17 protein-coding genes and 1 rRNA gene are annotated in these 24,968 nt (G+C 37.9%); 5 read left to right on the plus strand and 13 right to left on the minus strand.

What is annotated here, in order from left to right; genetic code table 11:
* Positions 1-49 precede the first annotated feature (49 nt).
* Complete coding sequence (locus TOL5_RS20525; RefSeq protein WP_005034503.1) at positions 50-391, minus strand: GlpM family protein; 342 nt, start codon at positions 389-391, stop codon at positions 50-52.
* Positions 392-500: 109 nt separating this feature from the next.
* Positions 501-1,268: a hypothetical protein gene (locus TOL5_RS20530; RefSeq protein ID WP_058968248.1), complete on the minus strand. Its 768-nt coding sequence runs from the start codon at positions 1,266-1,268 to the stop codon at positions 501-503.
* Positions 1,269-1,723: 455 nt separating this feature from the next.
* Between TOL5_RS20530 and uvrA the strand changes: the two genes are divergently transcribed.
* Both uvrA and TOL5_RS20540 read left to right on the plus strand, forming a co-directional pair.
* The gene (uvrA, locus tag TOL5_RS20535; protein WP_009584019.1) at positions 1,724-4,555 is read left to right on the plus strand and encodes an excinuclease ABC subunit UvrA; all 2,832 of its coding nucleotides are present in this window, start codon (positions 1,724-1,726) and stop codon (positions 4,553-4,555) included.
* Positions 4,556-4,856: 301 nt separating this feature from the next.
* Positions 4,857-5,432: a hypothetical protein gene (locus TOL5_RS20540; RefSeq protein WP_121774163.1), complete on the plus strand. Its 576-nt coding sequence runs from the start codon at positions 4,857-4,859 to the stop codon at positions 5,430-5,432.
* 15 nt (positions 5,433-5,447) lie between these two features.
* Here TOL5_RS20540 and TOL5_RS20545 read toward each other — a convergent pair whose 3' ends face one another.
* Together TOL5_RS20545 and blaOXA are read right to left on the minus strand one after the other, a co-directional pair.
* On the minus strand, positions 5,448-7,163 hold the full coding sequence (locus tag TOL5_RS20545) for a GGDEF domain-containing protein (RefSeq protein ID WP_121774164.1): 1,716 nt from the start codon (positions 7,161-7,163) through the stop codon (positions 5,448-5,450).
* A 281-nt stretch (positions 7,164-7,444) separates the two neighbouring features.
* Positions 7,445-8,263 carry an OXA-229 family carbapenem-hydrolyzing class D beta-lactamase gene (gene blaOXA, locus TOL5_RS20550; RefSeq protein WP_227543968.1) on the minus strand — a complete coding sequence of 273 codons (819 nt, stop codon included), beginning with the start codon at positions 8,261-8,263 and terminating at the stop codon, positions 7,445-7,447.
* Between the two features lie 904 nt (positions 8,264-9,167).
* Here blaOXA and omp33-36 point away from each other — a divergent pair.
* On the plus strand, positions 9,168-10,052 hold the full coding sequence (gene omp33-36, locus TOL5_RS20555) for a porin Omp33-36 (protein ID WP_121774166.1): 885 nt from the start codon (positions 9,168-9,170) through the stop codon (positions 10,050-10,052).
* Positions 10,053-10,121: 69 nt separating this feature from the next.
* Here the strand turns inward: omp33-36 and TOL5_RS20560 are convergent, their stop codons facing one another.
* The 4 genes from TOL5_RS20560 to TOL5_RS20575 form a co-directional block, all read right to left on the minus strand.
* Entirely contained in the window at positions 10,122-12,089 is a 1,968-nt protein-coding gene (locus TOL5_RS20560) for a BCCT family transporter (RefSeq protein ID WP_004825635.1), read from the minus strand.
* Positions 12,090-12,258: 169 nt separating this feature from the next.
* Complete coding sequence (locus TOL5_RS20565) at positions 12,259-12,936, minus strand: ion channel (protein ID WP_004825636.1); 678 nt, start codon at positions 12,934-12,936, stop codon at positions 12,259-12,261.
* Positions 12,937-13,206: 270 nt separating this feature from the next.
* On the minus strand, positions 13,207-14,922 hold the full coding sequence (locus tag TOL5_RS20570; protein ID WP_004825638.1) for a cation acetate symporter: 1,716 nt from the start codon (positions 14,920-14,922) through the stop codon (positions 13,207-13,209).
* Position 14,923: 1 nt separating this feature from the next.
* On the minus strand, positions 14,924-15,256 hold the full coding sequence (locus TOL5_RS20575; RefSeq protein ID WP_004825640.1) for a DUF485 domain-containing protein: 333 nt from the start codon (positions 15,254-15,256) through the stop codon (positions 14,924-14,926).
* Between the two features lie 186 nt (positions 15,257-15,442).
* Here TOL5_RS20575 and TOL5_RS20580 point away from each other — a divergent pair, with 186 nt between their 5' ends.
* Complete coding sequence (locus TOL5_RS20580; protein WP_121774167.1) at positions 15,443-18,934, plus strand: PAS domain-containing hybrid sensor histidine kinase/response regulator; 3,492 nt, start codon at positions 15,443-15,445, stop codon at positions 18,932-18,934.
* 417 nt (positions 18,935-19,351) lie between these two features.
* Positions 19,352-20,119 (plus strand): hypothetical protein, encoded by a 768-nt coding sequence (locus TOL5_RS20585; protein WP_005034522.1) that lies wholly within the window; start codon positions 19,352-19,354, stop codon positions 20,117-20,119.
* A 98-nt stretch (positions 20,120-20,217) separates the two neighbouring features.
* Here TOL5_RS20585 and TOL5_RS20590 read toward each other — a convergent pair whose 3' ends face one another.
* From TOL5_RS20590 to rrf, 5 genes are all read right to left on the minus strand, one after another.
* Entirely contained in the window at positions 20,218-21,462 is a 1,245-nt protein-coding gene (locus tag TOL5_RS20590) for an esterase-like activity of phytase family protein (protein WP_121774168.1), read from the minus strand.
* 104 nt (positions 21,463-21,566) lie between these two features.
* Positions 21,567-21,962, minus strand: coding sequence for a tautomerase family protein (locus TOL5_RS20595; RefSeq protein ID WP_004825647.1), 396 nt, complete (start codon positions 21,960-21,962; stop codon positions 21,567-21,569).
* A gap of 170 nt (positions 21,963-22,132) precedes the next feature.
* Positions 22,133-23,296: a PQQ-dependent sugar dehydrogenase gene (locus TOL5_RS20600; RefSeq protein ID WP_121774169.1), complete on the minus strand. Its 1,164-nt coding sequence runs from the start codon at positions 23,294-23,296 to the stop codon at positions 22,133-22,135.
* Between the two features lie 449 nt (positions 23,297-23,745).
* Positions 23,746-24,564 (minus strand): hypothetical protein, encoded by an 819-nt coding sequence (locus TOL5_RS20605; protein ID WP_058968238.1) that lies wholly within the window; start codon positions 24,562-24,564, stop codon positions 23,746-23,748.
* Positions 24,565-24,760: 196 nt separating this feature from the next.
* Positions 24,761-24,875: ribosomal RNA gene (gene rrf / locus TOL5_RS20610) — 5S ribosomal RNA — on the minus strand.
* Positions 24,876-24,968 lie beyond the last annotated feature (93 nt).

Consider the following 24,968-nt stretch of genomic DNA (forward strand, 5'->3'; position numbering starts at 1 on the left):
ACATTGAATACAGATGCAATTACTTCAAAGCAGGACTAAAACGACTATATCATTGGTGGAATATTTGCCATCCATAAATTAAACCTGCAGCAGCTACAATCCAACACAATGTCGCAACGCCAAAACAAGACCACATTGAAAGTTTTGTTGCCAATAAATAAACCACCAACAAATAAATAAAATAAGGAACGAGTGACCATATTCCGAATAAAGCGGTTTGTTTTAACGCTTCTGCACCTTTTTCTTGAGCTACGATTACATGTGCGATCAGTGCAAAGGTCGGAAACAGTGGAACCAAGCCCGCAATATAAAATGTCTTACTTTTTGAAAGAATTGAAATCAGTAAAACTACTGCTGCACCGATACTGCATTTCAAAAATAAAGACAACATTAAATACCACTCAAACAAACATCAGATCTGAGCAAGAGTTTACGCCAACATTATCCTTTTGAAATCTAAAAAATCAGCTTATTTCATCCAAAATCAACACAATGTTGAATTAGAATGCACGTTTCAATTTGCCACGATGAATAAAGGCAAAAAAAGCCATTGCCGCTAACGCACCGAGGAAAAAAATGAATTTAATTTCACTTCGGCTTAAATGGTATTCAGATTTGTTGGTTTCTGTTTGGCTAAAATCTGCTTGTACAGGTGGGATACTTGTCGTCAGATAAGAGGGTTTGATATTTTTAAAGTTTAATTCAGTCAGCGCAGCTGGTTTTTCACCTTTGCCTACTAAAACATAGGCAGCAACAACATCAAAATCCACTGCATTTTGAATGCCAAATTTAACCTTTATCGGTTCATAAGTATTGTATTCAGGAATCCAATCATTCAGCTGGCTGTAGATACGAATGGTGTCGGTCTTTTCTAATTTGGGGTCTTGAATAAGTTGAACAGCGTTTTCATCCAACAAAGCGGTTAACGCTTTAAATTGATGAAATGAATACTGATTGGTTTGTGTAAGTTGCTCTGCAATCAAGGTTTGCTGTGTGGAATGTTCGCTTGGCTTCGCTTTATTTAATAAGCCTTGATTTTCAAGTATAAAATCTGCTTTTGACGTCAATCCAGGGAAGTTTTGACGTCCGACTAAATATACAGCTGTCCAAATCTGATCACCAGGTTGAACATCTTCTAATTCCACTTCATACAATTGATTTGGTTTAAGCTGTAAAACTTGGTCAAACAGGACTGGCGTAGCATCTTCTGCAAAAACATTGCACGAAAATACCAAACAAAGAACACATATAAGTTTGTGTATATTCATTTTTAAGCCCCCTGTAAATGCGATGCACATCACATATGTTACAGTAAAAATAATAACCAATCGCAGAATAGTTGTCTTACAATCAGTTTTTCTAGATAAATGGTTTTTCCTCTCATTCAGTAGTCATAACCAAACACTCAAAACAAACCAACCCGTTGGGTAAAAAAATACAGACTCAACTTTTGAAATATGAAACTGGTTATTTCATAAGCATTTCATTTTAAATAAATTATATTGTCATATTGAACGTATAAAAATTAGACCAATAAAATAAATCACAATCAGTCTAATGCTATGAATCTTATTATTTTATGTAAAACATTGATTGTGGTAGCTTTTAAAAAATGGTCATTTAGATGACACAATTTGTCGCTTAAAAACTATTTTTTACAGCTTGAACAAAATTAAATCGCTATCATATAGCACTTTAATTCGCATAATTTCGAGAAAGTTTTATGAGTCAAAGTCATATCCGTATTCGAGGCGCACGTACCCATAATTTAAAAAATGTGTCACTCGATATTCCACGTGACAAGTTTGTGGTGATCACGGGACTTTCAGGCTCAGGAAAATCATCACTGGCTTTTGATACTTTATATGCTGAAGGTCAACGTCGTTATGTTGAATCCCTCTCTGCCTATGCACGTCAATTCCTTTCACAAATGGAAAAGCCAGAAGTCGATTCAATTGAAGGTTTAAGCCCTGCGATTGCCATCGAACAAAAGTCGACCAGCCATAACCCTCGTTCAACAGTCGGAACCATCACTGAGATTTACGATTATTTACGTCTACTCTATGCACGTGTAGGCACGCCATATTGCCCTGAACATGACTTACCCATGGTTGCCCAAACTGTTTCTGAAATGGTGGACGCAGTTAAAGCTCTGGAAGAAGGTACAGCGTTAATGCTACTTGCGCCTGTGGTTCGTGAGCGTAAAGGTGAATATACCAATCTGTTTGAACAATTACAGAGTCAAGGTTTTGTCCGTGCGCGTGTTGATGGTGAAGTCATTGATATCGATACTCCGCCAGAGCTGGATAAAAAGAAAAAACATACCATCGAAGTGGTTGTTGATCGCTTTAAAGTACGTGACGATCTAGGGAACCGTATTGCAGAAAGCTTTGAAACTGCACTACGTCTAGGTGGAGATATTGCAGTTCTATCGTGGATGAGCGGTGAGCAGCCTGATCGTGTATTTTCTGCAAAGCACTCATGCCCTGAATGTGATCGTGCGGTAGCTGAACTTGAACCCCGTCTGTTTTCGTTCAACAATCCTTTCGGTGCCTGCCCTGTCTGTGATGGTTTAGGTACGCGAAGCCACTTTAGCGCTGAAAAATTAATCCCTAGCCCTGATGTATCTATTAGCCAAGGGGCGATACGTGGTTGGGACAGACAACGCCCTTACTACTACAGCATGATTCAAAAAGTTGCAGATCATTTCGGTTTTTCATTAGATACACCATGGAATGAGCTGGATGCAGAAACCAAAAAGAAATTTCTGTATGGAACAGGCAAGGAAAAAGTTGATTTAAGCTATATCGATGAACGTGGTCGTAAGCACAATCGAGTACAACCTTTCGAAGGTATTTTGCCCCATTTAGAACGCCGCTATCGTGAAACTGAATCGAATTATGTTCGCGATGATTTGGCACAATATTTATCAAATGCCGCTTGTGATGCTTGTGGTGGCTCACGCTTAAATGAAATTTCCCGTCATGTTCGGGTAAAAGATAAAACCATTGCTCAAATAACTAAAATGTCGATTGGTGATGCTGAAAGCTACTATCAAGATTTAAATCTTGAAGGTGCCAAAGGTGAAATTGCCGATAAGATTTTTAAAGAAATTCGTGAGCGTTTGCATTTCCTTGTTTCCGTGGGTTTAAATTATTTAAGTCTTTCACGTTCGGCTGAAACCCTTTCAGGAGGTGAAGCACAGCGTATTCGCCTTGCTTCGCAAATCGGTGCAGGCTTAATGGGCGTGATGTATGTTTTAGATGAACCATCTATCGGTTTACATCAACGTGATAATGACCGTTTACTTGAAACATTGGTACGCTTGCGTGATCTTGGCAATACGGTATTGGTGGTTGAACATGATGAAGATGCCATTCGTGCCGCTGACCATATTATTGATATTGGTCCTGGCGCTGGTATCCATGGTGGTCATGTCATTGCAGAAGGTACCTATGAAGAATTGGCAAACAATGAAGATTCTTTAACTGGTAAATACTTATCTGGAAAATTAAAAATCGCAGTGCCTAAACAGCGTGTAACACCGCCAAAACCTGATGAGCAAATTAAACTGATGGGTGCAGCAGGTCATAACCTTAAAAATGTTGATCTGAGCATACCTTTGGGTGTGATGACCTGTGTGACAGGGGTTTCTGGTTCAGGAAAATCAACACTGATCAACCGTACGCTATTGCCTTTGGCTGCAACTCAACTCAATGGTGCAACCACCTTAACGGCGGAAAAGTTCGACTCGATTGATGGCTTGCAATTCCTTGATAAAGTGGTCGATATTGATCAAAGCCCGATTGGACGTACACCACGCTCCAATCCTGCAACCTATACAGGTTTATTCACCCCGATTCGTGAATTATTTGCTCAAACACCTGAGGCAAAAGCACGTGGTTATGCCGCAGGTCGTTTCTCTTTCAACGTCAAAGGTGGTCGTTGCGAAGCCTGTGAAGGTGATGGCATGATCAAAGTGGCGATGCATTTCTTGCCTGATATGTACGTGCCTTGTGATGCCTGCCATGGTCAACGTTATAACCGTGAAACTTTGGAAGTCGGCTATAAAGGTAAAAATATTTCTGATGTGTTGGAAATGACGGTTGAAGATGCCATGCATTTCTTTGATGCAATTCCTGTCATTCACCGTCGATTAGAAACCTTAAACCAAGTGGGTTTAGGCTATATTCGTTTAGGTCAGTCTGCAACCACTTTGTCTGGTGGTGAAGCACAACGTGTTAAATTGGCACGTGAATTGGCAAAGCGAGATACAGGCAAAACCTTATATGTCCTTGATGAACCAACGACGGGCTTACACTTCCACGATATTGCCAAGCTTTTAGACATCCTGCATGAGCTTCGCAATAAGGGCAATACGATTGTGGTGATTGAGCATAATCTGGATGTGATTAAAACTGCGGACTGGGTAATTGACTTAGGTCCTGAAGGGGGTTCAGGTGGTGGTCAAATTATTGCTGAAGGCACACCAGAAGATGTGGTTAAATCGAAAGTTTCACATACAGCGAAATTCTTAAAACCGTTGTTGAAGTAAGGCGATTTATTGCATTTCTGCCCTCTCTTGTTTTAGAGAGGGCTCGCGCCTCTACGCTCGTCGATAAAGGGGTATAGAGGGCTCTAAGTTTTTATAATTAAAATAAAAATTGACATATATAACTGATATTTTTTATCCACTTTGATATTTGTCTTTTACCCATCTATCCGTCAATTATTAGCTTATTTGTCAGGTTTTCTGATCTATATCTTGGCTCATTACTCTGTCTTTTAACTGTAAAAATTTTGCATTTCCAATTCATACAAGGCAAGATCAATCCATAGCACAGGATATTCATCATATGAAGTTTCTTTACCCATGCTTTTTGATCCCCAGTATTGCTTTACTCAACGGCTGTATCGGCAATATGAATCCAGCTGGTGGAAATGGTCGCCCCAACTATCCATATTTCGTCACTGCACAACCCATGATCATTAAAAAAATAAATGTACCAGCAGGGACTATATTGACCTATGAGAAACAAAGTTTTAAGACAGGCAAACAAAATCAACTCATGAATGAAAATAAACTGCAATCCATTTTGATGCCAAGTGGACAAAACATCATATGGGGTGGCGTACCTGTCAGTATGATCGAGAAATTTTTCAATTCACAAATGCGCGGTTATAGTGTTCATGCAGAATTCGAAAAGTTATCACCGAGTCAAAGCACGAGATTTTCAAAATTATGGAAAAGTTGTAATGACCATCTTGGAATTACAATTAAAAATAATAACGATTGGTCATTTAATCTGAATAATATAGCTGATGTAGAAAATTGTAGTGTGCTTTATCAACGCTACTTTAAACATGATGCTGAACAACAGCAATTTTTGGATCAGTTATATCGGGAATTAAAAAAAGTGAATCTCAAATAACCGTGTTTGAATGAACTATCCCACGACTTTATTGCGACCTTGTGCCTTTGCTTTAAATAAAGATGCATCCGCTTGAGCGAACAAATCTTCCCAATTCTTTGCCCCTGTTGCTACGCCAATACTTACGGAAACATTCAAGTGATCTGTTGAAGGTGCATGATTAAATTTCAACTGGGAAACATCTGCCAAAATACTTTCAGCAATTTGCAACGCCCAATCCCACTCGACTTGATCAATTAAAATCAAAAACTCATCACCACCAAAACGTACAATCAAATTTGACTGTGCAATATTGGCTTTTAGACACTGAGCAATTTCCACAATGACAGAATCGCCTAGGATATGCCCAAATTGATCATTCACATATTTAAAATTATCAATATCCACCATGATTAGTGTGAGTTTTTCAAAACGTTCTGTTTGAGTGGCAATATTTTTTAAATAATCTTCTAATGCCAAACGATTCGAAACTCCGGTTAAAATGTCCGTATTGGCACTGTTCTGTAATTGAAATTCAAAAGCATCACGCTGTTTTAACATTTCTTTTAATTTATCAATGGCATCTTTCAATGTGTGCACTTCTTTACTAGGAGCGGTAGAAACAGCGCCCATATAATCACGCTCTTGAACTTGTGATAACTCTAAAATCATATTTCTGGCATAAATCAAAGGCTCAAAGAGTTTTTTCCTAGTATATAACATGGTAAAAATCGCCACAGCCAATGACAAAAGCGAGATAAATAATGTGATCAAAAACTGACGTTGCTCCGACTCCATTTGTGCTTGAGCACTCAACGCATGTGTTTCCAATAAATACTTTTGTAAGTCGATCACTGAATTGAATTTCCCAACCAAAACATCAGTCAACTGATTAGCTGTTAAAAAATAAGCTTGCTGGTGTGAGCTTTCCTCAATTAAACGATTAACAGTCGGTAATCCCTGATCAATAAATTGGCTTTTTACTTGAGCGTATAAATGTAGATATGCTGGCGTTTTTAAATTTTCCATTTGTATGGTATCCATCAAACGCCATAAGTATTTTACTTGCTCTTGAGTTTGTAGTGAGCGCGCTTTGTTATATTCAGGAATAGGCTCTGAAAAACTCAGTGGTGCCATAATATTGGAAGCCACACGCCCCGATTGATCTCGTAAATCCGCCAAGATCAATACGATAGATGCATAGTCCGTCACATCACTATTTATTTTTTTTGAGTCATTGATTAAGCGCTGTAACATGGCTCTACAGCTATCCCATGCAGCAAACATCCCCTGAATTGCTTGATCCATTTGAACAGAAGTACGTTCTTTTGCAGGCAATGCCAAATAAGCATCGACCTTCCCCCGTGCGACAGCTAAATCATGTCTTAACTGTACATCCACCTGATCCGCTAAAGCATTGAAGCCTGTCTGCCTTAAAGATTCGACGGTTAGATCAATTTGCCGATCCACCCCCTTACGATAATCTTGCAAGGCTTTCATATTTTCAGACAAATCTTGGGTTGAGCTCGACATTGCCTTATTCGTTGGTGCCCTTTCTCGTGATATTTTATTTGATGTTTCTGCAAAAATTTGTAAGGTTTGAATATCGACTAAAATTCTCTTTGAACGAACATATTCTTGATAATTACTGATAATTTGAGGAACAGCGATCAATAAAACGGACAAAATAATGACTGACATAAGGATAAGCAAACGGGTGCTTATTTGTTCTGATCGGAGTTCCTGCACCATCGTCATGACCCTATGGGAAGTAATGTCGAATGAATCTAAAAAATTTGGCTATATTATAGGGTATCTGAATCAATTCTACCCAAGTATTTAAACTTCAGTCTGTTTATTGCATTCACTATACTATCGCTTTTACAGATAAGTGATATTGAAAATTAACATTTTACATATAAATAGAATATTCTTAAAATATAAAAATCAAATGAATTATCACATTTTGAAAATATACCCTTTTCAATGCCCAGTTACCCCCAATAAACTGGGCATTTTTTTAACTCATGCATTTATCTTAAATAAAAAAATAGACCCAATTTGTCCAAAATACTTAAGGTTAATTGTTTACGTTCAGCTAGATCATCACCTGCTTGCATTTTCATATTTAACGCAAATGCAGTCACCTTGCCATTGGGTTGTTCAACCCATCCCGTATACCAACCCACTTGAGGTTCAACATCCATTCCCCAACCACTTTTAGCATACAGTTTACTGTCACCACGTCTCTCGATATAAAGCATATCTTTGACTTGTTGCTGTACATTTCGATCAAAAGGTAATTGCTTCATCGCCAGTTGATAGGCAAATTGAACTTCTTGTTCAGGGGAGATTTTTAAAGGACCCACCAACCAAAAATTATCGACTTGCTGACCAATCTCCGCATTGCCAAAACCTACACGCTTCACTTCTTCACGCATCAATTCCAAGCCAATACGTCGAGCAAGCTCCTGATATACGGGAACAGCTGAAGCCTGCATCGCTTCTGCCAAAGTCATATCTTTTTCCCATGCTGAAAAAGCGCGCTTTTCACCATTCCAATGAAATACTTCAGTATTGGTTGCTTTTGCATTTTGCAAGCCAATTAAAGCATTCAACATCTTAAATGTAGATGCAGGAATATATTCAGTCTTTGCTCGGCTTAGATCATTACCATAACTTTTTAGATGAATCCCATCATAAGTAACAAACACAGCTTGAGTCTGTGCTTGATTAAATAATAAAGGAATCTCAGTTTCTCGCTCTGATATGACTGGGCGTTGTAGTTTTGAATCATAAACACAACCTGAAAATGCCAAACTACTGAGGATGACATAAAATAAACCTTTCATTTTAAACTTCATGATATTGGTGACCTTAAATACCACTCTAACATGCTGAAAAATTGAAAACGTAGCGATCATGGAAAAATATATTGTGCCAAGAATGTAAGAAAATATTTACATGTGCAATATATTGGTGCATAATGCACCTCATTAGGGCAATAATTAGGTTTTCCTCAGCAGAAACTTTAGCTTTGCTCCAGATTTTGGCGAAAAATCCCAGTTTTCTTTGAAAATTGGGATTTTCTTTGGCAAAAATCATGCCAACCCTATCTTTGATAGGTTAAGTTTAGCACTATATTGGTGCAAAATTTACTTCCTACCTGATTTGATGAAAATTTATTGATTTTTAAACAAAAAAAAGCCCAACCTTGGGGAAAGCTGGGCATATAAACTGCGAATTTAAAAAAACTCATTGATAAGCAATGAACTTTATAGACTTATTATCTAAAATCCATCACACTTTGTAAAACCTATTAAATTGATCGGATATAGAAATATTATCGTTTTTACTAATAATTGCGCCACGACTAACACTTTATTAAATAAAATGAATATTAAATCACATATTTTATGCCAGCTAAGCAGATTTTAATGACATTTTCTTGACATTGATTGCAAAAAAACCATCGAAAATACAAATTAACAACAGAATACAATAGAAAAAACAAATCAATAAAATTCGTATTTTGCCATCCTTTTTTTAATAAATATTACTGCTCTTTAGTTTTATTTACTTGTTCTGATTAAACTTTTTCTAAGGTTGACTTGAAGTTAAACAAATGTTCGTTTTTTAAACAGTGTTTTTTTCATGTATCTGCTTTGTAAACATACGTCTTAAACATCATTGACTTAATATCTTGTTACAATACAATGCCGTGTGTTTCACCAATTTCTCCTATTGGAAAAGATTATGAAAAAACTCGGTTTAGCCACTGCTCTATTATTAGCCATGACCGGCGCACAAGCATACCAATTTGAAGTTCAAGGTCAATCAGAGTATATCGATACAACTGAAAATGACAAAGACTTCACTGGTGGTCTTCAAGGTACTTTCTACTTCAAAAATGTTGACTCTTCTAAAGGTCCTTTGGCTGAAGCAGCGTTCTTAAACCAAGCTTCTAACGTATCTTTAGCGTACAACTATGGCGAATTAGATGCTGGCGTAACTGCACACAACTATGGCGCTAAAGCTGAAGCTTATGTTCCAACACCATATGTTCCTGCTTATGCAAGCGTATCTTATAGCCACACAATTCTTGATGGCAAACACGGCTTATCTAACGATCAAGGCGACCGTTTTGCTTTAGAATTAGGTGCTTTACCTACTCAAAACTTCTTGGTTGCTGTTGGTTATACCAACGTTGCTGACCAAGTTGCTTTAGATGCATTCAATGTAATGGGTAACGGTGTTGCTAAAGCAACTGCTGAAGCTGCAACAATTGGTGAAGATCAAGATGCAATCACTGCACGTGCTAAATACGTTGGCGGTATTGACGGTACGAACATGTCTTTAGCATTTGAATCAGGCATTATCTATGGTGATGCAACTGCATACCAATTCAAAACTGACTTCTATTTGAACCCACAATTAAGCGTTGGTGCTTCTTACGCAGCATCTAGCTACGAAGGGACTCCAGATTCAGCTTGGGGCGCGAACGTAAACTACTTCATCACTCCTGCGATTGCAGTTGGTGCAAGCTATGTAAATGCAAACTACGAAGCGAAGAAAGAACAAGCTATCTCTTACTTTGGTGATACGCAAACTGTTGGCTTAAACGCTAAATTCCGTTTCTAATAACTTAGAAATCGAATCTGTAAAAAAGGACTCTCATGAGTCCTTTTTTATTGCTTGAAGATAAATAACTTAGCTTCTCAGCACATTTAAAAAATGCAAGTGACGTTCATATTGATCAATGATGTCTTGAATCAAGTCTTCCTGTGTCCACTCCATCACATCATAGTTCTGACCGCCCTCTCTTAAAAATACTTCAGCTTGATAAAAGTCATCTGTTTGTTGATGCTGTTCATTCATCATAAAGCTGGGTGCAACCATTTCCCGCACCATTACTTTATAAATAAAGTTTAGTTCGTCATGATGATCTACACTCAACTGAACACCATCTTCCAATTCTTTGATGACGACATTCAAATGACGGCGTTTGAATTCAAAACGAATACTTTCAAAAGCTTTAATCACATGAGATTGGATATATTCATGCACCTCAGCTTGTGTATGCGGATAATGCATAATTAAGCCTAGACGTTGTTGCCAACTTCGTGGGTTTTGTACAGCTCTCGGAGTAATTCTTGCGACTTGTAAAGCTTGCATTTTGGTCACATCCACACGAAGTGCTTTCACTAAGCCCCAACATAACAACAGCATAATAAATGTAAATGGCAATGCACTCATCATTGTCGCAGATTGTAATGCACTAAGCCCACCCACCATTAATAGAATAATCGAAAGTACTGCCATTAAAATGGTCCAAAACAAACGTTGCCAAGTCGGTGAATTATCAGACTTTGCTGTGAGATAGTCGGTAACCAATGCACCAGAATCTGCTGAGGTGACAAAAAATAGAACCACAAGTACCGTCGCGATTAGACTTGAGATTCCTGCGAAAGGTAAATGAGCGAGGAATTCAAACAATGCCACTGAAGAATCTTTTTGCACAGCAGCCATCAAACTGTCTTGCCCCTGTTGCAAAATACTGAATAATGCAGCATTACCAATAAAGCCCATCCAGATCAGGGTAAAACCTGTCGGAATCAGCAAAACGCCAACAATAAACTCTCGAATGGTACGCCCTTTCGAAACACGGGCAATAAACATCCCCACAAATGGTGACCATGAAATCCACCATGCCCAATACACAATGGTCCACCCACCGATCCAACCATTGGATTGATAGGCATATAAATTAAAGGTCATGGTGAATAAATTAGAGATGTATTGTCCAGCATTTTGAATTGTGGCTTGTAAAATATAAACACTTGAACTGGCGAGAAAAATAAAAACAAGAAGTAGCAAAGCCAAGACCAGATTCAGCTCAGAAAGTCTTTTAATTCCTTTATCTAAGCCTAAAAATACGGACAGTGACGCAAGTGTACTGACGATGATGATCAATATAATTTGCGTTGTAATATTACTTTCCCAGCCGAATAAATAGCTCAAGCCAGAGTTAATTTGTGTTACACCGAAACCTAAAGTCGTGGCAACACCAAATACCGTACCAATGGTCGCAAAGGTATCCACAGCATCGCCAATAGGTCCATAGATCCTACGTCCAATAATTGGATATAGGCCCGAACGGACTTTTAGTGGTAAATGATAACGGAAAGCAAAATAAGCCAGTGTTAGACCAACCACAGCATAGATCGCCCAAGCGTGTAAACCCCAATGGAAAAAGGTAATTCTCATCGCTTGTTGCGCAGAGTCAATACTTTGGGGATCTCCAGTAGGCGGATTGACATAGTGCATGACTGGTTCGGCAACACTAAAGAACATCAAACCGATCCCCATACCAGCGGTAAACAGCATGGCAAACCATGACCCATTGCTATATTCAGGCTGACTGTGGTCTGGACCAAGTTTAATTTTGCCCATCTCAGAAAAGGCAATAAAAATAAGCAAAATTAAAAAAATTGCGACGGACAAAACATAGAACCAGCTAAATGAATCCGTGATCCATTTATTCATTTGCGTGGTCATCAGTTCAAAGGCATTAGGTGCAAAGATAACCACCGCTAAAAACAGCGCAATTATTCCAACAGTGCTCAAGAAAACATTTGGATTGATATTGTCAAACCAAGTGATTTTTTTGGAAGGCATATTTCCCCCAGGTTTTTATATTAAAAGGACAGACGTATTAAAGTCAAAAAAGGCATTCACAATAGTGAAAAAAGACGAATCCCGTAGAACAGCGATTAGATTCAGCACACATTATAATTTAAATTAATATTTTCAACAATTTAGCAAATGTAACAAGATAGTTTTCACGTTATTTTGGTTTATTTTCAATATATTGCAGCGCAATCATACGTGAAACGATCAGCGCAAAATACATCACACCACAAAACATTTGCAACATCGAAATCACACGTGCTGCGGGTGCAACAGGGATCAAATCCGACAATCCAGTTGCAGATTGCAAACTAAAACTAATAAACAATAAATCCAGCCAAGACTGATAATCTGCAACATGATTGGGGTTTTGAAAACTTTGTGGAACCAATAATTGGCAAATACTGTATAAAAAGGCAAAGCCCCAAGCAATCAGGGTAAAAACTGCCCCAGCAGCAAATAACTCATCTTTGGTAAGGTAACGGTCTGCAAACATATAACGAATCAGTCCATAAGCAGCACAAAAATATGCTGCTGCTTCAAAAGCATGGGCGATAATTTGCAAAGTAACGGAATGAAAACCGATCAGCATCAAAAAAGATAACGAAAAAGCCCCCAACACAAAGCTTAACCCAAGCACGGTAAATGTTGGTGTTTGTCGTATTACCTTGGCAATGATCAACAATGCAGACACCCCAAGCAGCCATGTAAGAATTTGATAGCTTCTACTGGCATTGGTGTACACAGACAAAACCAAAATCAGCAATTGCACCAATAATAGCCATGCCGAAGGCAATTGCTTGAATCCTTTCCAAAATTCGACGATTGATTGCATAAATAATTTCTGGTTATTGTTTTAAAACTTCAAATTAACATATTCATTCAATTTGATAAATTGTTTAAATTTTACCTTATTGTTCAATCTATAAATTGAGATAATTCATCTTATTTATAACATGCTAAATCGTGCGCTTTTCAAGCTTTATTTCTACTCTAAATTATTCAAGCACTTAATCCTGTTATAAAAGGGACATGAAGGCTTTCAAATTGAAAACCCATAAAAAAACACCTTCGAAAAGGTGTTTTTGAGTTGATTCGAAATCAATTAGTGGTCTGAAGCACCTGAGATGCCAATACCAGTTTGTGAGCGTACAAACTGTGCATCAAATGCTTTGCGTTCTGCTTGCGCACGTGCTGATTTATCAGTCACAGAGAACAACCAGCAGCAAATGAAGGCTAACGGCATAGCGAAGATTGCAGGACCATTGAATGAGTTGATTGGTGTATCAGAGATTTTTAAAGTATCTACCCAAACAGCTTTCGATAAGATAATTAAAGTCACTGCTGTTACTAGACCAACAACACCACCAATAACTGCACCACGTGTCGTTAAGCCTTTCCAGAACATTGAAAGTACCAACACTGGGAAGTTTGCACATGCAGCTACGGAGAATGCCAAACCAACCATGAAAGCAACGTTTTGTTTTTCGAACAAAATACCTAAGATCATCGCGAAAATTGCTAGACCTAAAGTTGCGATCTTAGACATACGTAATTCAGATTCAGGTGTAGTTTGACCTTTTTTGATTACGTTTGCATATAAGTCATGTGAAATTGCAGAAGCACCTGAAAGTGTCAAACCTGCAACAACTGCAAGAATAGTTGCGAACGCCACTGCTGAAATGAAGCCCATGAACAGATCGCCACCCACTGCATCAGCAAGGTGTACCGCTGCCATGTTGTTACCGCCAACTAATTCTAGTTTGCCAGTTACAGCCATTTTTGCGACATCAATGAATTGTGGGTTGTTTGATACGAACAGAATCGCACCGAAGCCGATAATGAATGTTAATAAGTAGAAGTAACCAATGAAACCTGTTGCCACAACAACTGATTTACGCGCTTCTTTTGCGTCTTTAACAGTAAAGAAACGCATTAAGATATGTGGTAAACCTGCGGTACCAAACATTAATGCTAAACCAAGCGATAAAGCATCTAATGGGTTTTTCGCCAAGCTACCTGGACCCATGATCTTAGTTGCATCTTCGATGCTTACATCATGCACTTTTGCAAATACATCGATAGATTGTTTAAACATTTCAGAGAAGCTATAGCCTACAGAATGCATCACCATGAACGCCATGAATGTTGCACCTGAAAGCAACATCACCGCTTTAATGATCTGCACCCATGTAGTCGCCAACATGCCACCAAAGATCACATAAGCCATCATCAGAAGACCAACGATCACCACTGCAATGTTATAGTTCAACCCAAAAAGAAGTTTGATTAGCTGTCCTGCACCCACCATTTGTGCAATCAAATAGAATGCAACAACAACCAAAGAACTGATCGCAGCAAGTGTACGTACCGGCTTTTCTTCTAAGCGGAATGAAACCACATCAGAAAGGTTGTATTTACCCAAGTTACGCAGACGTTCAGCAACCAAGAACAGTACAACTGGCCAACCAACCATGAAACCTAGTGAATAAAGCAGGCCATCAAAACCTGAGCTAAACACCATTGCAGAAATACCCAAGAACGATGCAGCTGACATGTAGTCACCGGCAATCGCCAAACCATTTTGGAAACCTGAGATACCACCGCCAGCTGTATAGAAGTCTGCTGTATTGGTGGTTTGTTTTGCAGCCCATTTAGTGATGAACAAGGTAAGACCAACGAAAATTGCGAACATGATAATCGCATGCCAGTTGGTCGCTTGTTGCTGAGCTTCACCTAAATCTGGACCAGCTTGTGCAACAGTAGAAAGCAGTGCAGTAGATGCAAGTGCTGCTTTAGTCTTTAAAGAGTTCCATTTCATCTTAGTGAAGTCCTTTTTCATGAGCAATTGCTTCTACTTCTCTCATTGCATCTTCATTCAATTGATCCAATTTATTGTTGGCAATATATGAATACACACCACACAAAATGAAAGATAAAACAATAATGCCTAGACCTAAAGGAATACCCCAAGTGGTGACTCCACCACTAAATGAAGTCATCAAAAATTCTTTGTTATAGCCAACTAAAAGCATAAATCCAACATAAACGAACAACATAATTGCAGTTAATGTCCAGCTCAATCTACTTTTTTTAGCAACCATTTCTTTGAATTTTGGATTTTGTAGAATCGCCTCTACTTGTCTCTCATCCATAACCATGCTCCTTGATAAGCGACCAGAACCCTGGTTGCTTTTTTTAATCTTTTTTTACATGGTCAAAATTAACAATATTGTGGGGTTCTCGTAACTTAGACTTTGGTCGTTAAATTTTGAGCAAAGTGCGCGAGTCAATTCATGGATGCGGTATGATAGGGGGTAGATTTTTATACTGTAGTCCTTATGAACAGTTGGTTAATTATAGGGGTTTTAGCCCTTTACATCTTCATTCTCTTCGTTTGTGCCTTCTTTGGGGAGAAGCATGCCAGCCGATTAAGCACTCGCGGCAGAATGCTTCTCTTTAGTCTAACATTGGGCGTTTATTGTTCATCTTGGACTTTTTATGGTGCAACTGGTGCAGCAGTAAGAGAAGGGATTATTTTCCTACCGATTTATTTAGGACCTTTATTATTCGTTTGGCTAGGTTATGACATTTGGCGTCGTTTAGGTCGTGTACGCCAGCATCATGCCATTTCATCGATTGCCGACTTTGTTGCTGCTCGTTATGGTAAAAGCGGAACACTTGCCTCTTTGGTCACCATCTTAGCAGTTATTGCAATTATTCCTTATTTGGCTTTGCAGTTACGTGCGATTGCACTCAGTGCATCGGTCATGCTCGATCATAATACCCAAGTTGTTTCAACCACAACCAATGGTGTACTTGGACTCACTGCGGTGCTTGCAATCTTAGCGATGATGTTTGGAACGCGACAAATCGCCAATACCGAACAGCATGGCGGACTCATGCTTGCGGTAGCATTTGAATCTTTTGTCAAACTGTTTGCACTACTCTGTGTTGCCTTCTTTTTTATTTTTGACCACCCTCAAAATATTGTACAAATTTCACATGATGTACAAAAAACCTTTCATGAAGTGCAACTGTTTGGTGTTCCTGAAACATTTTGGATTCAAACCTTATTGGCATCTTTAGCGATTATTTGTTTGCCCCGTCAGTTCCACGTTGCTGTGGTGGAGTTACGCGATGAAAAGCATATTCGAGGTGCTAGACGCTGGTTTGCTGCTTATTTAATCCTTACCATTATTGCCATTATTCCAATTGCCAGTTGGGCACTGCATGCAGCACCGAAATATTTAACCATTCCAGATGTTGCGGTACTTTCTTTACCGATTAGTTATAACCAAGACTGGTTATCTTTACTGGCATTTTTAGGGGGGTTTTCTGCATCTACAGGGATGCTTTTGGTCTCTTCTGTCGCACTGTCTATCATGCTGAGTAATGACTTGATCATGCCTGCTTTATGGAAATTTGGCATTCTTTCCCGTCATGATAAACGCTTACCGCAAGTGCTCAAATTTACACGTCGTGTGTGTATTTTAGCGGTGATGCTACTTGGTTTTCTATTCTTCCATTTCTTTAATGATATTGACCAACTCTCAACTTTTGGTCTTTTGGCATTCAGTGCTGTTGCACAGTTCTCACCAGCATTGATTGGTGGTTTATATTGGCGAGGAGGTAGCCGCCAAGGGGTCTATTCTGGTTTAGTGGTCGGTTTTATCCTGTGGTCATATACCTTGTTGCTTCCAACAATTTTGCGAAGCTTACCTGTTGAGTATAGTGAGTTCGCACAACAGTTTTTAATGTTTGGTCCTTTAAATATCGAATGGTTAAGACCAGAAGCATTATTTGGTTTTGAATCATTCGCACCATTAACACATGGTGTTATTTGGGCACTCGGATTAAACATTACCTTATATATCTGGGTATCTCGAATTTATCGCCCAAGTATTGCTGAACAAATACAGGCCGAAAGCTTTTTCTATTACGAAACCAAACCTTTACCTGCGCAAAATACTTCGACTGATATTAACTATTTGCACCACGATGTCGCCAAGCTCAAAGTTGGCGATTTAATCGCACTGGCTAAACGTATCACTGGTGAAGGACCTGCAACACACGCATTTCAGCAATTCTGTGCTATGAACAATGTGGTTTTAAATGAAAATAGCAGTGCAAATGGAATGTGGTGGCGTTTTACCGAACAGTATCTTGCTGGAACAATTGGGGCAGCATCTGCGCGTACCTTGTTAACCACAGCAATGGTGAATAACGGCTTAGCCTTGGGGCAAGTTGCCAACATTCTTGACCAAGCCTCACAATGGCAACGCTTTAACCAAAATCTCATCATGACCATGATTGACCATATGACGCAAGGGGTCAGTGTGGTGGATGAAAATATGTGTCTGGTGGCATGGAACAATCAATACCTCAAACTTTTTGATTATCCTAAAGATCTCGTTTATGTCGGTTGTCCAATTGCAGACTTGATTCGTTATAACGCTGAACGTGGTGAATGTGGTCCTGGCTCGGTAGAAGAACATGTACGCAAGCGAATTCACTGGATGAAAGTTGGAAGTGCGCATGAGTTTGAACGAATTCGTAAAGATGGTCGTGTGATTCAAATGCGTGGAAATCCAATTGAAGGTGGAGGTTTCGTTACCACTTTTGCTGATATTACTGCATTCCGTGAAAATGAAGCTGTACTTGAAGCCCGTGTCTCTGATCGTACCCAACAGTTGGCTGATGCACTTGAAGAACAACAACTTGCACGCGAACAAGCCGATAAAGCTAACATGTCAAAAAGTCGCTTTATTGCCGCCGCCAGCCATGACTTACTTCAGCCCATGCATGCCGCACGTCTATTTAGTACAGCCTTAGAACAAAGCGTTCAGTCTGATGAAGACCGTAAAACCTTACAACAGCTTGACCGTGCTTTGCATGGCGCAGAAAGCATGTTATCTGCTCTTTTAGATATTGCACGCTTGGAAGGTGGCTCAATTCAACCGAAACGCCAAGCCTATCCATTACATGATTTACTCAGTGATTTGGAACTGCAATTTAAATCCATTGCTGCGCAACGCAATATCCAATTACATGTACATGATGCTCAATTCTGGATTGACACCGATCCGCAATGGATTCGTCGTATCATCCAAAACTTTGTTAGTAATGCCTTACGTTATACAGCGCGTGGGCGTGTCGTGGTGGGTGTACTGCGTGCTTCAGATCTTCCACAACATATCCGCATTGGTGTTTGGGATACAGGTCCTGGGATTGCAGAAGAACAACGCATTAAACTGTTTCAGGAGTTTGAGCGTTGTGGACATACTTCACCTTGGGGGGAACAAGGTTTAGGGCTTGGTCTTGCGATCGTTCAACGAATGACCAGCTTATTGGATTATCCTGTACATGTCTATTCAGAGCTTGGTAAAGGCTCATGCTTCATGATTGATGTCCCCGTGGTAGAAGCACCTAAAATTGTTGCTACACCAGTGCAAGCTGTTCCTTTAAAAGCAAAAGCATATAAGATTTTATGTTTAGATAATGACGATACAATTTTGGAAGGCATGACCACTCTGCTGACCAAATGGGGTTATCAAGTCTTTAAGGCCACAGAACCTGAACAGGCTTTGGACATTATTCAAAGAGAAAATATTCAAGTCTGGTTGGTGGATCAGCATCTAAACAATAGCAAAATTGGTTTGGATTTCATTATTGAAAATCGTCAGGAAAATGTTCCTGCGGCACTGATCACCGCAGACTCCGATCCTGAATTACCACAACGTGTCAAAGATTTAAATGTTGTGCTTTTAAAGAAACCACTTAAACCAGCCTCACTACGCGCATGGTTATCTGGATTGAAAATTTCAAAATAGTGTTGCCTATTGGAATCCCCTTCTTTAATGTTTTGAAACATTTACACGCGCTAGAGCTTCGTGCTCTAGCGCGTGTGTTACACATTTTTTTAAGATAAATAGCAATTTTTTTTAAGGATTGTGCAAAAGCATTCAAAAAGCTGCCAAAGACTGCCTTGTTTATTGGCGAAAGATTCCAAAGCTTTATTTTCTATGGCAAATAACATCAAAATAGTAAATATACACTTGTATAGTTAGTTACAATTTTATATTTATTTGATTCTAAATAATAAAAAACCAATTTTCACCCTATATACAACTTTAGTCGTATTCCTATTGCATCTCAGATAAATCAAAAATTAATTCAAGACAAAATCACGCTCATGTTTAGGGAAACAAAAACAGCGTTTGAATTCAATTTTAAATAGGATTTTAGCTATGAATATTTCAGAAACTGTTCCACATGGGCTACACCAAGCTCAACAATTCCATCGTCAATATGGTGCTAATTCAATTCTGCCTGAAATCGATTGGCAAGCTATTTTTAAACATAGTAAGTTGCAAGACACTCAAATCCAAGCGCTGAATACCATCTATCAAGCAACAGTACCTTTAGCACTGCAAGTTTTTGATGAATTAAAATTTGATGTATTTGCACCTGTTGCATTTCATCCACAAGGTCTAGGTTTATTTGATAAATTAGCCCAACAAGAAGAAAAGTTAGTTCAACGCTTAGAAGATGAATGCGAATGCTTAAATGATGAGGTTCGTCATCAAGTCTGGAGCATGTTACTTCGTGGTGGTGCTGTATTGGTATTTAAAGCATGGTTAGGTAAAGTTAAAACTGGGGAAAATAGTTTAGACATGACCCAGTTTGATGAACTATCAGACTTGCTATTCATTAAAACTTCACCGACAACGCTCGCAATGCGTCTAAAAGTAGATGCTCATGCAGACTATGACCATGTATTCTTGATGTATGGCAATGATGTCTTCCTTGATCGCTTCAATAGTTTAGAAACAGCAGCATTATTTGTTGATTTAGGCGTATATGATGCAGCATTTTTAAGTTTACGTGATGATCGAGTTGCGGATTACCTCAAATCTAAAGGTTATGTAACTCATGAGCAGATCGAAGATTTAAAATGCGCTTTAAATCCTCTGGGTTGCCCAGATCAAGTCTCTAAACAAGATTGTTTAGCCTAATTGCCTTATTTAGGAAGTACAAAAAGCCAGTCAAATGACTGGCTTTTTACTCAGATCAAATATCCACATACGATTCTTTGAATAGTTGCGACTCAGTATTAATACAACGCCTTAGGCAACTTGATCTGAATAATTTCATTGTCATCAGCACGCTTTGCATTTCGTCCAGAAGATCCGGGAAAATTATTGTCGTTCATCACAGTTAAAGTATTTTTATTTTCAATAATGACATCTTCAATCGTTTCAAATGGAAAGGCGAATGTAGTGCCTGTACCGATATCACCATCACGTGGCGCACCATATAAATTATTTGGATTAGCAACGTTCATTAAATCGACCAAATCTGAACGTTTAACCGCTTTACCAACATCGCCAAGCTCAATTTGAATCAGCTTTTTATAACCATCGAGCTTATTATGACTCGCATCACGTTCGATAATAATGCCAGATTTGTCATCGTACATTTGGAAGTCACCAATATTGGTCGCTTTGGTATTTAAAGTGAAATAATAATAACGTCCTGTATAGGCTTTTTTCTTTACATCAAATTGAGAAATCAGTAATTGTTGATTGGTCTCGCCTTTTAATGGTTTCTCTAGCAAAGGGTATAAATATTGCCCATCTTTAGACAATGCCATACCTTCGAAACCGCCACTTTGCTGAACCAATGGTTCAACATAATTTATATTCGCTTTGTTGAACTGGTTTTGTGGTGAGCGCAATTCAGCGCCTACTTTCAATGGATTTGGTAATGGAATTGGCGCATCCAACAAGATTCCATCTTTATCAAAATGCAGTAAATAAGGTCCAAACTCATCCCCAATCCAATACGTACCATCCGCAGTACGTTGAATCGATTCAGGATCAAAATCAGCGCCAGTGAGCAAACGATCAGCGGTATTTTGATTGACGATATTAAACGGAATTAATTTATTTGGGTCACGAAGTTGGACAAAGCTCATCACTTGAACTTTCGCTGTTCCAGATGACTTGGTTCGAAAGTCAGGTTTGATCTGATACAAACGCAACAGAAAATCTGATGAATTATCTTGTGTACCAAAACCATTATCAGCCATGACCATATAGGTACCATCATTATTTTTTAATGCACCTGAAAAACCTTGTACTGGCTGTCCTTTAAATGGCGGAAATATACCATTTGCGCCTTTGACGAAAGCACCTGAATTTGGACCAGCAGCATAAGTTTCAACATCAAGCTTGGCAAATGATAGCAATGTAGGCACGCTAACCGATGATTCGAACGAAAAGTCGTTTTCATCATCATTACAAGCGGTTAAACCCAATATACTGAAAGCTAAAAGTGAGTAGGCTAATTTTTTCATAAAGGTCTTTTTATTGATTTAAATGAGCCTTATTTAAACCAATCAGGATGACAATTTTAAGTCATTTCAATGACAATACTGAGTCAAGTAAGTTTGAGTTTGGATCAAATTTGAATATCAAATCCCAAATCAATATCACAAGCTGCTTGACCACCACGTACTCCCCAATTTTCCGTTGGGATCTCTCTTAATATAATTTTTATATGATCTTTTGGAATTCCAAATGCAGAAAGGTTATTTACAATTTTAAGATACAAACTTCGTTTTGTGTCCAATGTACGCCCAACAAAGCAATCGATAGTGATACGAGTAAACTTTTCGGGATTACGCTTATTTGGAGGGCATAAAAAGCGATGCGGATCATGTACGATTAAACAAATATCACGATCATCATCAGGAATTTTAAATACACTAACTAAAGCATTTTGAACTGCTCCAATTAAATCCACTTCTTGTTCAACAGAATATTGATATCGAACATCAATTGTAGTTGCAGGCATTATTTGTTCTCATTTTATGTTATTTTAAAATCAAAAGGATAGCATGATTAATATACTACCGTATCAATTAACCTCATATTGATTAAATTGTTTCAACATTTTCTCATCATAAAAGTTTGATGTATCATCTATCCTTAAGATATAACAATATATTGAATTAAATAAGTTTTCTATTTAGGTAATAGTCTTAATAGCCCAGCATTTTTTCCATCTTCCAGTACCCAAATCGAACCATCATGCGCTGGATAAATATCTCGAATCCGCTGTTTCATGTTCAAACGCTGTATTTCACGAACTGGCTTTGATTCAGTATCGACTATAATAATTGCTTCTGAAGACAATCCTCCAATAAGCGCCTTATTCGTCCATTGAGGGAACAATTGTTTTTGATAAAACACCAAATTCGATGGAGAAATTACTGGTGTCCAACTGATCTCAGGTGCTTTAAATTCAGGACGGGTGGCATGATCAGGAATCTCTTTTCCTGAATAATGATCCCCATTGGAAACAATGGGATAACCATAATTCTCACCTTTATGAATTAGATTTAATTCATCACCGCCCTTAGGACCCATTTCTACAACCCACAATTGGTCTTTATGATCAAAAGCGATGCCTAAGGGATTGCGATGCCCTAAAGACCAGACTTGTTTTCCGATTTCACCTTGTTGAGTGAATGGGTTATCTGCAACAACACTACCATCATCATTCAGTCTAATGACTTTACCCAAATTCGACTTCATATCTTGTGCAGGATCAAATTTCTGACGTTCTCCAGAACTGATCCAAAGCTTTCCATCTTTCCCAAATAACATACGATGCGCATAATGCCCTTGTCCTGAGACCTTTGGAACTTGTTCCCATATTCTTTTTATATTGCGGATTCGAGGATTTTTTTCTTGTAGATTTAATTCACCACGAACTACAACTGCGCCATAACCACCATTGCCTTTTTCAGCATAACTCAAATAGATTTGATGATTATTTTTATAGTCAGGGTGCAAAGCAATATCACCCAATCCACCTTGCCCACCATAAGCGACTGGCGGAACACCTAAAATATCAATGCCTTGTGATGAAGAAGGATCATAGAGCTTTAATTTTCCTCTTCTCTCTGTAATCAATAATCGCCCATCCCCCAATTCAGTCATTGCCCAGGGTTCATCAAATGTCGCGACTTTTTCAACACGATAGCTTTGATCAATCATCGCAGTTGTGCTTTCTGTCGCTTGTTTTACTTCAGATGATGAATTGCTTTGAGCATTGCATGCACTGAGTAATGTACAGCCCATGAGTAGAGGTAAATAAAAAAATTTCTGTCGTAACGCTTCCATTTCTTGTTCCTCAATACTTTGATGTTTTATTTATTGTAAAGAAAAGACAGTATTGAACTATTTTATATTGTTAACAGCAATTTTCTAATCCATTCGATGTAAGCATTTACCTACAACTCCTGCCGAATTTAGCGAATATACGGCTGCTGTAAATTCACCTATTCTATCGTTATTGGGAACAGGAAGTTTCCCAGACAAAACAACAATAACAAAACGTCTGAGCATCAGGAACGTGAGATTCGACAGGAGTCAGATCTAACACACCAATACGAAGAAAACCCCATCAGGATGATGGGGTTTTCTTTTTTGTACTTGAATAGTTTTTCAAATCTAAAGTACTCTAAATCAATAGTAATTCTCACCTCAATATCAACAAACCATCTCATTACAATATTTTTAAAAAATTTATTTTTAATATAAATCTATTAATTACTCAGATAAATTGATCTTTATTTTAGATTTTTAATACGAATTTTAGGTTTTGGTAAGCTATAAAAAAATAAAAGCTGATTTATAAAAATTCTTGATCGTCTTTTACTTACAGCCCTTTCTTTATCTAGTTTATCTCCCAATAAAACAAATATTTCAAATATAATTAGAAGTACTAATTTTAAAATCATAATTGCAAACATGATAAAAATTGAAAATATAAGATCTAGAGCCAGTAGCGACCAAAAAGAATTATTTCTAAAAAAATCGAAAATATTATAAATATTAGTGCCTGTAGCTATTGTTAGCCCTATTATTGCTGCACATATACCCATAAACATTGCCAATAATCTATTTTTTGATTCTGGATGAAATATCCATAAACCAAATTGTTTCGCATCCAATGAAAAATTGGATTTATATTTATCTTTCATATTCAGAACTTTATCAATTTTTTCTGCTATTTCTAAGTATTTTGTAGAGTCTGAATCAACACAGATTGAAAACCACAATTTTCTTAAGTCGTATAATTTGGTTTGTTTAGATTGTAAAATTTCTTGCAATTCTTTAATTATTAATTTTTCTCTTTGCTTTAGTAAAAGAAACCAAATAAATAATACTAAAATTTCGATTAAAATAGGAAAAATCAATCTCCATCCATTTGATACTTTCGAAAAATATGGAAAAGCATCTTTATTCACATACCAATAAAATGAATACACAAATATAGAAAGAGATAATAGCAAAAGCCATATCAGCTTATTTTTTATGTATAAAATTTTTTTGAATGATTCGAATAAATCATAATAAACATTAATAAGTCTAAATAAATTTCCCATATTCCGTTTCCATTTCTTTCTTATATTTATAGATTTTGTCTGATAATTTAAAGATTATGAATATATATTTTTTTTAAAACGCCATAAGTTGACGCCTAGTATATTATTTATCCACAATTTCTTATCATTTCTATCTTTTCTTTACACATAAAAAAACACCCTCAACATTTTAGTTGAGGGTGTTTTAAGAATTAAAAGCTGGCGATGACTTACTCTCACATGGGTAACCCCACACTACCATCAGCGCTAAGAGGTTTCACTTCTGAGTTCGGGAAGGGATCAGGTGGTTCACTCTTGCTATTGTCGCCAGCAAACTGTTATGGACTTTTTCGGGTCTTATGGGTATGCCTTACTTTGTTCCAAATGAGTTTAACAGAAGAACATTTGAGTTGGTTATTGTAACT

The sequence above is a fragment of the Acinetobacter sp. Tol 5 genome (genome assembly GCF_019702905.1).
Lineage (GTDB): Bacteria > Pseudomonadota > Gammaproteobacteria > Pseudomonadales > Moraxellaceae > Acinetobacter > Acinetobacter bereziniae.

What these genes read in the sequence shown, in the direction of transcription:
- TOL5_RS20525 (WP_005034503.1), bottom strand. Translation starts at nt 391, where the DNA reads ATGTTGTCTTTATTTTTGAAATGCAGTATCGGTGCAGCAGTAGTTTTA.
- TOL5_RS20530 (WP_058968248.1), bottom strand. Translation starts at nt 1,268, where the DNA reads ATGAATATACACAAACTTATATGTGTTCTTTGTTTGGTATTTTCGTGC.
- uvrA (WP_009584019.1), top strand. Translation starts at nt 1,724, where the DNA reads ATGAGTCAAAGTCATATCCGTATTCGAGGCGCACGTACCCATAATTTA.
- TOL5_RS20540 (WP_121774163.1), top strand. Translation starts at nt 4,857, where the DNA reads ATGAAGTTTCTTTACCCATGCTTTTTGATCCCCAGTATTGCTTTACTC.
- TOL5_RS20545 (WP_121774164.1), bottom strand. Translation starts at nt 7,163, where the DNA reads ATGGTGCAGGAACTCCGATCAGAACAAATAAGCACCCGTTTGCTTATC.
- blaOXA (WP_227543968.1), bottom strand. Translation starts at nt 8,263, where the DNA reads ATGAAAGGTTTATTTTATGTCATCCTCAGTAGTTTGGCATTTTCAGGT.
- omp33-36 (WP_121774166.1), top strand. Translation starts at nt 9,168, where the DNA reads ATGAAAAAACTCGGTTTAGCCACTGCTCTATTATTAGCCATGACCGGC.
- TOL5_RS20560 (WP_004825635.1), bottom strand. Translation starts at nt 12,089, where the DNA reads ATGCCTTCCAAAAAAATCACTTGGTTTGACAATATCAATCCAAATGTT.
- TOL5_RS20565 (WP_004825636.1), bottom strand. Translation starts at nt 12,936, where the DNA reads ATGCAATCAATCGTCGAATTTTGGAAAGGATTCAAGCAATTGCCTTCG.
- TOL5_RS20570 (WP_004825638.1), bottom strand. Translation starts at nt 14,922, where the DNA reads ATGAAATGGAACTCTTTAAAGACTAAAGCAGCACTTGCATCTACTGCA.
- TOL5_RS20575 (WP_004825640.1), bottom strand. Translation starts at nt 15,256, where the DNA reads ATGGATGAGAGACAAGTAGAGGCGATTCTACAAAATCCAAAATTCAAA.
- TOL5_RS20580 (WP_121774167.1), top strand. Translation starts at nt 15,443, where the DNA reads ATGAACAGTTGGTTAATTATAGGGGTTTTAGCCCTTTACATCTTCATT.
- TOL5_RS20585 (WP_005034522.1), top strand. Translation starts at nt 19,352, where the DNA reads ATGAATATTTCAGAAACTGTTCCACATGGGCTACACCAAGCTCAACAA.
- TOL5_RS20590 (WP_121774168.1), bottom strand. Translation starts at nt 21,462, where the DNA reads ATGAAAAAATTAGCCTACTCACTTTTAGCTTTCAGTATATTGGGTTTA.
- TOL5_RS20595 (WP_004825647.1), bottom strand. Translation starts at nt 21,962, where the DNA reads ATGCCTGCAACTACAATTGATGTTCGATATCAATATTCTGTTGAACAA.
- TOL5_RS20600 (WP_121774169.1), bottom strand. Translation starts at nt 23,296, where the DNA reads ATGGAAGCGTTACGACAGAAATTTTTTTATTTACCTCTACTCATGGGC.
- TOL5_RS20605 (WP_058968238.1), bottom strand. Translation starts at nt 24,564, where the DNA reads ATGGGAAATTTATTTAGACTTATTAATGTTTATTATGATTTATTCGAA.